Source organism: Alkalibacterium sp. AK22 (assembly GCF_000585255.1).
Lineage (GTDB): Bacteria > Bacillota > Bacilli > Lactobacillales > Carnobacteriaceae_A > Alkalibacterium.
In genome coordinates this window covers 28,208-41,409 of the sequence record NZ_JANL01000014.1, presented here as the reverse complement: position 1 = coordinate 41,409, position 13,202 = coordinate 28,208, and the positions used below count along the sequence as shown (strand labels likewise).

General features: G+C 46.9%; 11 protein-coding genes. All 11 read right to left on the bottom strand.

Annotated features, from left to right (window positions below; all coding sequences use genetic code 11):
- Positions 1-266 precede the first annotated feature (266 nt).
- The gene (locus ADIAL_RS02460) at positions 267-1,256 is read right to left on the bottom strand and encodes a D-2-hydroxyacid dehydrogenase (protein ID WP_034299663.1); all 990 of its coding nucleotides are present in this window, start codon (positions 1,254-1,256) and stop codon (positions 267-269) included.
- 86 nt (positions 1,257-1,342) lie between these two features.
- Positions 1,343-2,638: an adenylosuccinate lyase gene (purB, locus tag ADIAL_RS02455; protein WP_034299661.1), complete on the bottom strand. Its 1,296-nt coding sequence runs from the start codon at positions 2,636-2,638 to the stop codon at positions 1,343-1,345.
- A gap of 12 nt (positions 2,639-2,650) precedes the next feature.
- A complete protein-coding gene (gene purK, locus ADIAL_RS02450) occupies positions 2,651-3,778 on the bottom strand; it encodes a 5-(carboxyamino)imidazole ribonucleotide synthase (protein WP_034299659.1) in 1,128 nt (375 codons plus the stop codon).
- Positions 3,771-4,235 carry a 5-(carboxyamino)imidazole ribonucleotide mutase gene (purE, locus tag ADIAL_RS02445; protein ID WP_034299773.1) on the bottom strand — a complete coding sequence of 155 codons (465 nt, stop codon included), beginning with the start codon at positions 4,233-4,235 and terminating at the stop codon, positions 3,771-3,773. The genes purK and purE overlap by 8 nt, the downstream gene beginning before the upstream one ends.
- 36 nt (positions 4,236-4,271) lie before the next feature.
- Positions 4,272-5,576 (bottom strand): phosphoribosylamine--glycine ligase, encoded by a 1,305-nt coding sequence (gene purD, locus ADIAL_RS02440; protein ID WP_051503660.1) that lies wholly within the window; start codon positions 5,574-5,576, stop codon positions 4,272-4,274.
- Positions 5,577-5,658: 82 nt separating this feature from the next.
- The gene (gene purH / locus ADIAL_RS02435) at positions 5,659-7,191 is read right to left on the bottom strand and encodes a bifunctional phosphoribosylaminoimidazolecarboxamide formyltransferase/IMP cyclohydrolase (RefSeq protein WP_034299657.1); all 1,533 of its coding nucleotides are present in this window, start codon (positions 7,189-7,191) and stop codon (positions 5,659-5,661) included.
- Positions 7,191-7,775 (bottom strand): phosphoribosylglycinamide formyltransferase, encoded by a 585-nt coding sequence (gene purN / locus ADIAL_RS02430; protein ID WP_034299769.1) that lies wholly within the window; start codon positions 7,773-7,775, stop codon positions 7,191-7,193. Before purN ends, purH begins: the two co-directional genes overlap by 1 nt.
- A 10-nt stretch (positions 7,776-7,785) precedes the next feature.
- Positions 7,786-8,820: a phosphoribosylformylglycinamidine cyclo-ligase gene (purM, locus tag ADIAL_RS02425; protein WP_034299655.1), complete on the bottom strand. Its 1,035-nt coding sequence runs from the start codon at positions 8,818-8,820 to the stop codon at positions 7,786-7,788.
- Positions 8,821-8,862: 42 nt separating this feature from the next.
- Positions 8,863-10,314, bottom strand: coding sequence for an amidophosphoribosyltransferase (purF, locus tag ADIAL_RS02420; protein WP_034299654.1), 1,452 nt, complete (start codon positions 10,312-10,314; stop codon positions 8,863-8,865).
- On the bottom strand, positions 10,290-12,521 hold the full coding sequence (gene purL / locus ADIAL_RS02415; RefSeq protein WP_034299651.1) for a phosphoribosylformylglycinamidine synthase subunit PurL: 2,232 nt from the start codon (positions 12,519-12,521) through the stop codon (positions 10,290-10,292). Before purL ends, purF begins: the two co-directional genes overlap by 25 nt.
- Positions 12,518-13,201, bottom strand: coding sequence for a phosphoribosylformylglycinamidine synthase subunit PurQ (gene purQ / locus ADIAL_RS02410; protein WP_034299649.1), 684 nt, complete (start codon positions 13,199-13,201; stop codon positions 12,518-12,520). The genes purL and purQ overlap by 4 nt, the downstream gene beginning before the upstream one ends.
- Between the last annotated feature and the right edge of the window lies 1 nt (position 13,202).

Sequence of the window (13,202 nt, the reverse complement as noted above, 5' to 3'; positions counted from 1 at the left end):
TGTGTAAACTATATCACGGAAGAAAACCGGATGCAAGCGTTTTTATATCATTTTCCTAATAAATTTCCAATTCGAACTAGTTTGACTAAAGCGTTTGCTTTTAAAATCCCATTAAAATAGGATATATATTTGTTTCTGCTTCCTACCATAGCAACTGGAATGTCCCGCTACTTTTCTGCTCCTAGAAAATACCGGACAGATTAAGCCGTTATTTTAAAGTAAAAAACAGGGAAGCAGACCGTTAAACTGGTCTGCTTCCCTGTTTTTTACCGAACTTCATTTTCACTTTTTCCGTTCAGTAAAACCTCCACTGTATTGTTCAAGCCAATATCCACCATGTTGCGTACGGCTTCCGTTGTGTAAAAGCCGATGTGCGGAGTCATCAGCACATTGTCCCTGTCCATCAGCTTCTCCAGGTCGTCAGGCAGTTCCTGCTTTCTCAAATCCTGGTTAAAGACGCCCTGTTCATTGGTCAGGGTGTCCAGAGCCGCTCCGGCGAGATTCCCTGCTTCCAGCGCGTTGATTAAGGCCTCTGTGTCAACGACCGGTCCCCTGGCTGCATTGATGAGGTAAGCTTCCGGCTTCATCTGATTTAAAGCTTCTTCATCAATCAAATTTATAGTGGAGAGGTCTATCGGAACATGCAGACTGACGACATCTGAAGCTTCCAGCACCTCTTTTTGAGACTCTTTGTAAGTCAGCACAGCCTCCAGCTCTTCTCTTCGAACCGGATCGTAAGCAATGACCTCTGCTCCCAGTGCGTGAAATAAACGGGCAGACGTACTGCCGATTTTTCCGGCACCAATAATCCCGATGGTCAGGGTGTGAATTTCCCTGGCGACCAGTCCGCGCCAGCGGAAGTCTCCGTGAGCCATATGTGACTCCAGGCTTGGGAAATGACGAATCAGACGCATCGTCTGGGTCAGAACCAGTTCAGCAACGGAGCGCGGAGAGTACGCAGGCACATTCGTGATTGTCAGCTTATATTTTTTGGCCATCTCGGTATCGATGACGTCATAGCCAGCTGTACGGAGGGAAATTTGTTTAATCTTGAAATCAGCAAGCTTCTTGTAGATGGCTTCATCGTGAAGGTCGGTGACCTGCTGGATGGAGAGCCCATCGAAGCCTTTGACCAAATCAATATTTGCACTGGATAAATCTTCACCCACTGTGGTGACGCTGATGTTATTACGTTCTTCCCATGCTTTTACCGCTTCTTTTTCGTCTTCACGGACACTGAACATAATTATCTTCATTTATCGTCATCCTTCCCTCACTTAATTCAGCTAACAGAAAACCCTATAGAGACAGATTTCTCTGTTTCTATAGGGTAACACGCCGCTTAGTCTAAGCCAACGCGTTCAAAAATTTCATCGACATTTCTCAGGTGGTAATTGTAGTCAAAAGCTTCTTCGATATCCTCTGTAGATAGAATGGACATGATTTTTTCGTCCTCTTCAAGCAAGGGACGGAAAGCCGTCTGTTCATCCCAGGCAACAGCGGTTTTCGGCTGAACCAAGTCATATGCTTCTTCACGGCTCAGACCTTTGTCAATCAGTTTCAACAATACGCGCTGAGAGTATATCAGACCAAGTGTTGCATCCATATTGCGCTTCATGTTTTCTGGGAACACTGTCAAGTTACGGACAATGTTGGAGAAACGGTTCAGCATATAGTTCAGTAGAGTCGTGCTGTCCGGCAGGATAATCCGTTCGGCAGAAGAATGTGAGATGTCACGTTCATGCCACAGACTGACATTTTCATAAGCCGTTACCATGTGTCCGCGAATGACACGTGCCAGACCGGCCATGTTTTCTGAACCGATTGGATTACGCTTATGCGGCATAGCAGATGAGCCTTTCTGTCCTTTGGCAAAGCCTTCTTCGACTTCGCGCGTTTCTGATTTCTGCAGGCCTCTTATTTCGGTCGCAAACTTCTCCACACTGGTCGCAATCAACGCAATCGAACTTAAGTATTCCGCATGCAGATCGCGCGGAAGAACTTGAGTTGAAATTTCCTGTGGACGCGTGCCCAGTTTTTCACAGACATACTTTTCGACAAAAGTTGGGATATTGGCAAAAGTTCCGACTGCCCCGCTGATTTTACCGGCTTCCACGCCTTTTGCTGCGTGTTCGAAGCGCTCAATGTGGCGTTTCATTTCTGAATACCATAAAGCCAGTTTCAGACCAAAAGTGGTCGGTTCCGCATGCACACCATGAGTCCGTCCCATTGTCACAGTATATTTATGTTCTTTCGCTTTTTCACCAATCACCTCAAGCAGCTGCTGCAAGTCTTTTCTCAAGACATCATTCACTTGTTTCAGCTGGTAGCCGTAAGCTGTATCCACAACATCGGTACTGGTCAGACCGTAGTGAACCCATTTCTTTTCATCGCCAAGGGATTCGGAAACTGCGCGGGTGAACGCCACCACGTCATGCTTTGTCTGCTGTTCAATTTCCAAAATACGGGTAATATCGAAAGAAGCATTTTCTCGAATCTTCTGCACGTCTTCTTTAGGAATCTCCCCCAATTCAGCCCATGCTTCGTCAGCCAGAATTTCAACTTCCAGCCAAGACTTATAGCGGTTCTCTTCTGACCAGAGTTCTTTCATTTCAGGTCGTGTATAACGTTCAATCATAGTCACAGTCTCCTAATTCCAAATTTTCGTTTCCTCAATTGCTTTAAGTGTCTGTTCTCTATTATCCGTCAAAATAGTTATGTGCCCCATCTTGCGGCCGGTTTTAGCCTCTTTTTTTCCATAATCATGTACATGCCAAGTAGGCTCTGTCTCATTCAGCTTCAAGGCTGACTCCAGATGTTCACCTAGAATATTAACCATCACAGCCGGTTTTAAGAGGTCAACTTCAGGCAGTGGGTAACCACAGATGGCTTTGATATGCAGATCAAACTGCGAGTGTGAGCAGGCTTCTATCGAGTAGTGCCCGGAGTTATGGGGACGCGGTGCCAGTTCATTAACGTAGAGTTCACCCGTTTCAGTGAGGAAAAGTTCTACACCCATTACGCCAACCAAGTTCATTTTTTCAGCAATAGTCTCTGCGATTGCTTGGGCTTTTTTCAATGTATCATCCGACGCACGGGCAGGAACGATACTTGTCATCAAAATATTGTTCTGATGGATGTTTTCGGATACCGGCAAAGTAACGATATTGCCTGATGCATTTCGCGCCACCATGACGGACAGCTCTTTTTCAAAAGCAATCCACTCTTCAAGAACACACGTGCCGTGTTCACACAGCCTGTTTCCTTCAGCCAGATCAGATGCTGAGTGTAAAACAACCTGACCTTTCCCGTCATAGCCACCCTGAACAGTTTTCAAAACACAAGGATAGCCGATTGTCTCGACGGCATTTTTCAAATCGTCTTCGCTATTTATTTTAGCATAGGCAGCGATAGGAATGCCTGCTTTTTTCAGAAAATCTTTTTCACTTAAGCGGTTCTGGGTGTTTAAAAGCAGTTCTGTCCCTTGAGGAATAGCTGTCCTGCTGCTTTTCTGAACCTGATGAATCGCTTGTGCATCAACGTTTTCAAATTCATAGGTCAAGACATCACTCACGTCAGCAAGTTCCTTCAAGGCATTAACGTCATCATAAGCAGCTTGAACATGACAGTCAGCAACCTGAGCTGTCGGACAGTCCGCAGTCGGATCCAGAACAGCTATACGGTAGCCTTTTTTCTTAGCCGAAAAGGCCAGCATTCTACCCAGCTGACCTCCTCCAATAATGCCTATTGTACTTCCCGGTTTAATCACGTTAGACAAGGTCGTCACTACTTTCCATTACTTTCTGTTTTAAGGCTTCCCTGCGTGCTTCGATTCGCTCGGCAACAGCCGGCTGGGTGGCTCCAAGCATTTGAGCAGCGAGCAGACCGGCATTGGTTGCGCCGGCTTTTCCAATTGCAACGGTTGCCACAGGTACACCGCCGGGCATCTGAACAATCGACAAGAGAGAATCGAGACCATTAAGTGACTTGGACTGAACCGGCACACCGATGACCGGCAAAGTTGTTTTAGCCGCCAGCATGCCTGGCAGATGAGCTGCTCCTCCTGCTCCGGCAATAATCACTTTCAGTCCCCGTTCTCGTGCTTGTTGTGCATATTCAAACATCAAATCGGGTGTGCGGTGCGCCGAGACGACTTTCTTTTCATAAGGAATAGTCAGTTCATCTAAAATATCGCAGGCGTGCTTCATTGTATCCCAGTCGGACGTGCTTCCCATAACAATGCCTATTTCAATAGCCAAATGTATTGCCTCCTATAAAGTATGCTGATTTAAAATTGCTGTGCTTTTAATCTGTTGAGGTTTGACCGCTTGGTGGCCAATATCTTTTCTGTAGACACAGCCCGGGTTATTAACTGAATCAAGGGCTGTATAAATGACCTCTTGAGCTTCTTCTATGGTATCTGCTGATGCTTCAACTAAATAAATTCGCCCACCGTCTGATACTAGCTCTCCTTCTTTTTCTGTAACGCCTGCAAAGTAGAGCTGCAGGGTTTCATTTTCTTCAGGCAAGTTCAGTGGGAGCTGTTTTTTATAGCTTGCAGGATAGCCTGCTGCGGCGACCACCACACCTAAGCTGACCCCTTCTGTTTTCCATTCCAAGTCAGGTTCTTCATTATTTAAAATAGCCAAAATGGCTTTACCCAAATCAGATTCCAGACGGTTCATCAAGACTTGTGTTTCCGGATCGCCAAAGCGGGCGTTGAATTCAATCGTTTTCGGACCATCATTTGTGGCCATGACACCCGCATATAAGATACCGGTAAATGGCGTGCCGTTTTTCACCATGCCTTTAGCGGCTGGTTTTAAGATGCGCTCTACTGCCTGGTCGATTATCGATTCGTCAATGTGAGCGACAGGAGCGTAAGCGCCCATCCCACCTGTGTTAAGGCCTTTGTCTCCTTCAAGCAAGCGCTTATGATCTTGAGATATCACCATTGGATACACTTTTTCTCCCGACACAAAAGCCATCAGTGAAAACTCTTCACCTGAAAGGTACTCTTCAATCACAACTCGGGTGTTTTCACTGCCAAATTTTTCATCGCACATCATATCTTTTAAAGCAGCCAATGCCTCTTCTTTTGTTTCCGCTACAACGACACCTTTTCCAGCCGCCAGTCCATCTGCTTTAATAACTGTTGGAACAGGTCCTTCTTCAACGTATCGGCAGGCTTCTTCATACTTATCGAAAGACCGGTAGGATCCAGTTGGAATATCATTTTTCATCATTAGTTCTTTTGCAAATTCTTTGGATGCCTCAATTTGTGTGGCTGCTTGAGTGGGTCCGTAAATGGCCAGGCCTGCTGCCTGAAAGTCATCCACGATGCCATTGAATAAAGGAATTTCCGGTCCGACAAAGGTCCAGTCAATGCCTTCTGACTTCACCAGATCAATCAGTGCGTCGTGATTATCCTGCGCTATGGAGACGACAGTAATACCGTCTCGCTTCATTCCGGCATTTCCCGGTGCACAGTAAACTGAGTCAACGGACTCTCCTGACAGCAGTTTCTTTGCAACCGCATGTTCACGGCCGCCTCCCCCAATGACTAGTACCTTCACTGTATTCTCCCCTTTGATGGATGGTTTTTGTCTATGTATGCCAATCTGGCCAGGCCAGATTGAACCAATTAATATCTAATAGTTAATGTCTGAAGTGACGGACAGCGGTGAATACCATCGCTATGCCCAGTTCATTCGCTTTATCGATGGATGCCTGGTCTTTAATACTGCCACCCGGTTGAACAATGGCAGAAATGCCGTGCTTTGCAGCATATTCGACGCTGTCGTCCATAGGGAAGAAAGCATCACTTGCCAGAACGGCACCTTTGGCTTTTTCTCCAGCCTGTTCAACAGCAATTTTTACCGCGCCGACCCGGTTCATCTGTCCGGCCCCGATACCCAAAGTCTGCTTGTCATTTCCAACCACAATCGCATTGCTTTTTACGTGCTTGACCGCTTTCCAGGTCAAAGCCATTGCCTTCAACTGCTCTTCTGTCGGTGCTTTGTCAGTGACCACTTCCCAGCTATCCGGATTTTCTTCCAGCCAGTCCTGATCCTGAACCAGAAGTCCCCCAAGAACTGAGACGGCTTCCTTGCCACCTTGTTTGGCCCGTGAGAAGTCGAGTTGAAGCAGTCGGATATTTTTCTTTTTCGTCAACTTAGCCAGTGCATCTTCAGAAAAGCTTGGGGCAATGACAATTTCCAGAAAAATTTGACTCAGCTTTTCAGCCAATTCAAAAGAAACCTCTTCATTGACCACTACGATGCCTCCGAAAATAGATACCGGGTCTGCATCATAGGCACGGCTGAAAGCTTCTTCAATTGTCTGACCGACGCCGATACCGCATGGATTCATGTGTTTCAGTGCCACTGCAGCCGGTTCGTCAAACTCCCGGACTATACGAATGGCTGCGTCCGCATCTTTGATATTGTTATAGGATAGCGCTTTGCCATGCAGCTGTTCAGCCTTGGCGATAGAGAAACTCGATGCTACCGGTTCTTCATAAAAGAGAGCAGTCTGATGACTGTTTTCTCCATAACGAAGAGGCTGCTTTAATGTATACGTCGGCGTATGTGTTTTGGGTTCTACTTCTTCAGTTAAGTTAGTTAAGTAGTCTGCTACCAGTGCATCATAACTGGCTGTGTGTCGGAACACCTTGGCTGCCAGACGCTGTCTTGTTTCTGGAGTTGTTTCGCCATTTGACTCAAGTTCATCAAGCACCAGGGAATAGTCAGCTGTATCAACCACGACAGTTACGGATGCAAAGTTCTTCGCTGCACTGCGCAGCATGCTCGGGCCGCCTATATCAATCTGCTCAATCGCTTCTTCCGGCGTGGTACTCTCTTTGGAAATGGTTTCCTTGAAGGGATACAGGTTTACGCAGACCAGATCAATCGGTTGAATGTCATGTGCTTTCATGGCATCCATATGACTAGTCAAATCGCGTCTCCCTAAAAGTCCCCCGTGAATCAGAGGATGAAGCGTTTTGACCCGCCCATCCATCATTTCTGGAAAGCCAGTTACGTCTTCGATGGATACGGTCTTTAGACCTGCTTCATCCAGAACTTTTTTGGTTCCACCAGTCGAAATAATTTCTATGTTCTGTTTTTCTAATCCTCTTGCAAATTCCACTATGTTTGTTTTGTCTGATACACTGATGAGTGCGCGCTTCATTATTTAACATGCTCCTTCTGCAGTTCTTTTATCACCTTTTGTATGGCTTTTGGAAACAGTTCATGTTCAAGTGCATGAATTTTCCTCTCCAATGAGTCTATCGTATCATGCTCTTCTATCGCAACTGTTTCCTGAGCAAGAATCGGGCCGGTGTCGACTCCTTCATCCACCAGGTGAACCGTCACGCCAGTCTGTTCCGCTTTATCCATAAAGGCATCCAAAATCCCCTGTCTGCCGGGATAGTTTGGCAAGAGTGAGGGATGAATATTGATGATTCTTTCAGGAAAGGCTTGAAGCAACGTTTTTCCTACGATACGCATATAACCGGCTAAAACTATTAAATCCACTTTCGCTTCTTTTAAGTGATCCAGCACTTCCTTTTCATAGGCTGCTTTGGATTCAAATGCTTTCGGTGTAAAGGCGACCGATGGTACATTCAGTTTTTTTGCACGGGTCAGGACATAGGCATCCGGCTGGTCACTCACCAAAAGCGCAATCTTCCCGTCTATCACGCCTTCATGAACGGAGTGAACAAGCGCTTCAAAATTCGACCCGTTTCCGGAAGCAAAGACAGCCAGTCTGATGGGTTGTTGCTTAAGCAAGACGGACGGCCTCCTCTTTATTTTCAGTTACTTCTCCTATCACAAAGGCAGAGTCGCCTGCTTCAGTAAGAGTCGCCATAACTTCTGCTTCCTTTTCAGCTGGAACGGCCAGCACCATACCGATGCCCATATTGAAAATGCCGTACATCTCTTTTCTGTTCAATTGACCGTGGTGTTCAAGAAATCCGAAAATTGCCGGCGTGTCAAATGATTCCACATTAACTTCTGCACACAAGCCTTCAGGCAGCATGCGCGGCAGGTTCTCGATAAAACCGCCACCTGTAATGTGTGACAAGCCGTTTATCCAACCTTTCTTTAAAAGAGGCAGAACGGTTTGAACATAAATTTTTGTCGGCTCCAAAAGCAAGTCTCCGAGTCTTTTGCCGTCCAGCTCTTCAAAGGTGTCCTCAAAACTGAAAGTGTTCTGTTCAAAACAGATTTTTCGGACCAGAGAGTAGCCGTTGGAATGAATACCACTTGATGCCAGGCCAATAAGCGAGTCGCCCGCTTTCACCTGTTCAGGCGTCAGCAGCTGACTTTTTTCAACCACACCGACGCAAAAACCCGCAACATCATAGTCGTTTTCCTCGTACATATCAGGCATTTCAGCCGTTTCTCCCCCGATTAACGCTGCGCCTGCCTGAACACAGCCTTCAGAAATACCAGCCACAATCTGTTCCATTTTTTCGGGAACCGTTTTGCCGGTCGCAATGTAGTCCAAAAAATACAGAGGCTCTGCTCCTTGTGCTAAAATATCATTCACGCACATGGCCACGCAGTCGATGCCAATGGTCTCATGCTTGTCTTGCCCGATGGCCAGCATCAGCTTTGTCCCCACACCGTCTGTTCCGGATACCAGCACGGGTTCCTTTACATTCAGACTGGATAAATCAAAGGCTCCCCCGAAGCCTCCCAAAGCACCCATGACTCCAAGACGTTCGGTTCGTTTTGCGTGCTTCTTGATGCGCTCGACGGTTTCATATCCTGCTTCGACATTCACACCTGCAGCACTGTAGGCATTTCCCATTTCATCGCTCCTCTGTATTATTTGTTCGATAAATCATTCAACTTATACCATTAATGGATTGCTTTCTTTGATTTTGTTCAACGTTGCCCGGTAATCTGTTTCATAGTCATATAAAGGTGTCGGATAAACCCCAGTAAAGTAAGACATGCATAAACCGTTATGCGGTGCATTAAACGTCAGACCAATGGAGTCTACGGTTCCTTCGACACTCAAGAAAGAAAGGCTGTCCGCACCGATTTTCTCTCGAATCTCATCTACAGAATAATCCGCAGCAATCAGTTCTTTCTGATTTTGAATATCAATGCCGTAAAAACACGGGTATTTGAGTGGCGGTGACGAAATACGGACGTGCACTTCTGCCGCTCCTGCTTCCTTCAACAGCTGAACGATGCGCCGGCTTGTCGTTCCGCGAACGATAGAGTCATCCACCATGATAACTTTTTTCCCTTCCACAACGCCTCTGACAGCAGACAGTTTCATTCGTACACCTTGTTCACGGAGTTCCTGAGTCGGCTGGATAAAGGTTCTGGCTACATACTGGTTTTTGACGAGCCCCATTTCATAAGGAATGCCGCTTTGTTCAGCGTAGCCACTGGCTGCCGATAGAGATGAATTCGGCACACCAATAACCATATCCGCGTCAACCGGTGCTTCCAATGCCAGGCGTTTCCCCATTTTTTTACGGGCCGTATGCACGTTCACACCGGCAATGTTGGAATCCGGTCGTGCAAAATAAATGAACTCCATCGAACAGATTTGTTTCATTGTATAATCTGTATACGTTTCTATTGTGTAGCCGGAGTCGTCAATAATGACCAGTTCGCCCGGCTCAACAGCACGGACAAATTCTGCCCCGACGGCATCCAGGGCACAGGTTTCACTGGCTAGCACGTAAGCACCGTTATCCATCTGTCCAATTGACAATGGACGAAAACCGTTCGGATCCAGTGCACCAATTAAGGCGTCCGGTGTCAGCATCACATAAGCAAAGGCCCCTTTGACCGTGTTGAGACTTTCTTTAATACGTTCAAGCAAGGTTTCCTGTCTACTTTTTCTAATCAAGTGCATCAGTACTTCCGTATCCGAATTGGAGTGGAAAATAGCCCCGTTTTTTTCCAGTTCCTGACGCAGGCTCAAGGCATTAATCAAATTCCCGTTGTGTGCCAGAGCAATTTCTTCATCATGAAACTTGAAGAGGAAAGGTTGAATATTCAAGATACTGTTGTTCCCGGACGTGCTGTAACGGACATGCCCGATGCCAGCTTCTCCTTTAAGTCTCTGAAGGTCTCTTTCATCTTTAAATACTTCTGACAGAAGCCCTAAATCTCTGTGTCCTCTAAGGCGTCCATTATGGTTAGTAACAATGCCTGCCCCTTCCTGACCGCGGTGCTGCAAACTGTGAAGCCCAAAGAAATTCAGCTGGGCTGCATCGGGGTGGCCCCACACACCAAACACGCCGCATTCTTCGTTTAAACTTTTGACTTCAGCAAACATGGAATTGCTCCTTCCCAAAGCTCTTTCAATTCTCCTACACTGCATTCCAGCAGCTGATCTGTTGTCTGAATCGAAGCCATGCCGTTATCGGTCACTTCTCCTATCACTGACGCATCGCTGCCAAACAGTTTCTCAACAGCCCCGATGTCTTCTGCTTTAATACTCAAAACAAAGCGTGACGGTGATTCGGAAAACAGCCATTCTTTAGGCATATCAAGATTCACAGACAGTCCCAACTCTTTTGTAAATGCTGCCTCCATTAATGCAACGGCCAATCCGCCCTCAGAACAGTCATGAGCACTCTGTACCCAGCCGCTTCGGATAGCTTTCAGCACCTTATCCTGCACTGCTTTTTCCTTTTCTATATCAAAATCGAACAGCTCGCCTTCGATTTTCCCCAATTGCATTTTCTGTAGTTCCGTTCCGTTAAAGTCTGCCTTCGTTTCTCCAACAGCGATAATAACGTCCCCTGCCTGCTTGAATTCCGAAGTTGTCACGTGATCCAAATCTTTGACGAGTCCAACCATTCCGATAACCGGTGTTGGATAGACTGCTTCGCCGCTTGTTTCATTGTATAAAGACACATTTCCTGAAATGACCGGTGTGCCTAGTGTCTGGCAGGCCTTTGAAATCCCGTCTGCAGATGTCCACAGTTCCCAGAACACTTCCGGCTTGTCCGGGTTGCCGTAATTCAGACAGTCCGTAATGGCTAATGGTTCTCCCCCACTGGCAACGATATTTCTAGCCGCTTCTGCCACTGCCATCTGTCCGCCTCTTTCCGGATTCAAATACAGGTAACGCGCATTGCAGTCGGTCGTCATGGCTAGAGCTTTTTTAGTTCCGCGGATACGGACCACTGCCGCGTCACTTCCAGGTCCCACAACCGTGCTGGTGCGAACCATCGAATCATACGTTTCAAATACTGATTTTTTCGACGCCACTGTCGGCTGCTGAAGCAGAGCTTTCAGTGTGTCTTCCGCCTTGTCTATTTTCGGTTCAAAAGCTTTCATTTCTCTGTATTGTTGAATGCGTTCGGGCTCTGTGTAGTCTTTCTGGTACTCCGGCGCATCTTCCGCCAGGGCATCAACAGGCAGGTCCGCTACCAGCTGACCGTGATGATACAGTCGGTACTGCCCGTCATCGGTTACCTCACCAATCGTCACAGCATCCAGTTCATAGCGGGAAAACAGTTCCTTGACACGTTCTTCCGTCCCTTTAGTCACACAAATCAGCATGCGCTCCTGTGATTCCGACAGCATCATTTCATATGGCGTCATATTTGTTTCACGCTGAGGCACGTCATCCAGATTCAGAATCAGTCCGCTCCCGGCTTTTGAAGCCATTTCCGAGCTGGACGAAACAAGCCCGGCAGCGCCCATGTCCTGAATGCCGACAAGAATGTCACTGTGATCTTGAATCAGTTCCAGACAAGCTTCCATCAGCAGTTTTTCCATAAAAGGATCGCCGACTTGTACAGCCGAACGTTCTGCTTCTTCTTCATCACTAAATTCTTCTGAGGCAAAGGTAGCCCCGTGAATCCCGTCACGGCCAGTCTTGGCACCTACATACATAATGGTATTGCCGACACCTTTTGCCTGACCTTTTTGAATGTCTTTATGATCAATCAGACCGACGCACATCGCATTAACGAGGGGGTTGCCTTTATAGACCGGATCAAAGCCGATTTCGCCACCAACGGTCGGAATACCGATACAGTTACCGTAGCCGCCGATTCCAGCCACTACTTCTTCCAGTAAATACTTTGTGCGTTCATTATCCAGTTCACCAAAACGCAAAGAGTCCAGCATCGCTATCGGGCGGGCTCCCATACTGAAAATATCTCTAATAATCCCGCCCACTCCTGTAGCTGCGCCTTCATAAGGTTCAACTGCTGAGGGGTGATTGTGGCTTTCTGCCTTGAAAACAACGGCCTGATTGTCTCCGATATCGACAATACCGGCACCTTCACCTGGACCCTGCAAAACATGCGGGCCATCTGTTGGAAACTTTCTCAAAACGGGTTTAGAGTTTTTATATGAGCAGTGTTCGCTCCACATCACAGAAAACAAGCCGGTTTCTGTATAGTTCGGCAGACGGCCTAAAATATCTCCTGAAATCAGCTGGTACTCTTCATCCGTCAATCCCCACTGAGCATAAATGCGTTCATCTCTGATTAGTTCTGGTGACGGTTCGAAAATTGTTTTCATACGTCGGCAGTCTCCTTTGCAAAATTCTGTACCATTGACTGGAAAAAGCGCAGGCCATCACTTGAACCAAGCAGGTCTTCCACGGCTCTTTCCGGGTGCGGCATCATTCCGAGCACATTGCCTTTTTTATTGATGATTCCGGCAATATCAGCTACAGAGCCATTCGGATTCTCCGATGCGTAGGTAAAGACAATCTGGTTGTTTTCCTGAAGCTCTTTAAGTGTTTCGTCATCACAGTAGTAATTTCCTTCCCCGTGGGCAATCGGAATGGTCAACTGTTCGTCTTTGTCATAGGCTGACGTGAAGCGAGTTGTATTGTTGACGACTTTGAGCTCTGACTGTCTGCAGATAAAATGCAGGCCTTTATTGCGCTGAAGGGCACCGGGAAGCAGACCCGCCTCTACTAAAATCTGGAAACCATTGCAAGTACCGAAAACGGGTTTGCCTTCTTCTGCAAACCGCTTCACTTCATCCATCACCGCTGAGAAACGTGAAATAGCTCCACTTCTTAAATAATCCCCATAAGAAAAGCCCCCTGGCAGGAGAACACCATCAAAGCCTTCCAGACTCTCGGCAGTATGCGGAACATATTCAGCTTCTTCGCCGGTCCCGTCTATAATGGCATGAAGCAAATCAACATCACAGTTTGAACCGGGAAATTGTATGACTGCAAAACGCATG

Coding starts and splice junctions, on each gene's coding strand:
- ADIAL_RS02460 (WP_034299663.1), bottom strand. CDS start 1,256: ATGAAGATAATTATGTTCAGTGTCCGTGAAGACGAAAAAGAAGCGGTA.
- purB (WP_034299661.1), bottom strand. CDS start 2,638: ATGATTGAACGTTATACACGACCTGAAATGAAAGAACTCTGGTCAGAA.
- purE (WP_034299773.1), bottom strand. CDS start 4,235: ATGGGAAGCACGTCCGACTGGGATACAATGAAGCACGCCTGCGATATT.
- purH (WP_034299657.1), bottom strand. CDS start 7,191: ATGAAGCGCGCACTCATCAGTGTATCAGACAAAACAAACATAGTGGAA.
- purM (WP_034299655.1), bottom strand. CDS start 8,820: ATGGGAAATGCCTACAGTGCTGCAGGTGTGAATGTCGAAGCAGGATAT.
- purF (WP_034299654.1), bottom strand. CDS start 10,314: ATGTTTGCTGAAGTCAAAAGTTTAAACGAAGAATGCGGCGTGTTTGGT.
- purL (WP_034299651.1), bottom strand. CDS start 12,521: ATGAAAACAATTTTCGAACCGTCACCAGAACTAATCAGAGATGAACGC.
- purQ (WP_034299649.1), bottom strand. CDS start 13,201: ATGCGTTTTGCAGTCATACAATTTCCCGGTTCAAACTGTGATGTTGAT.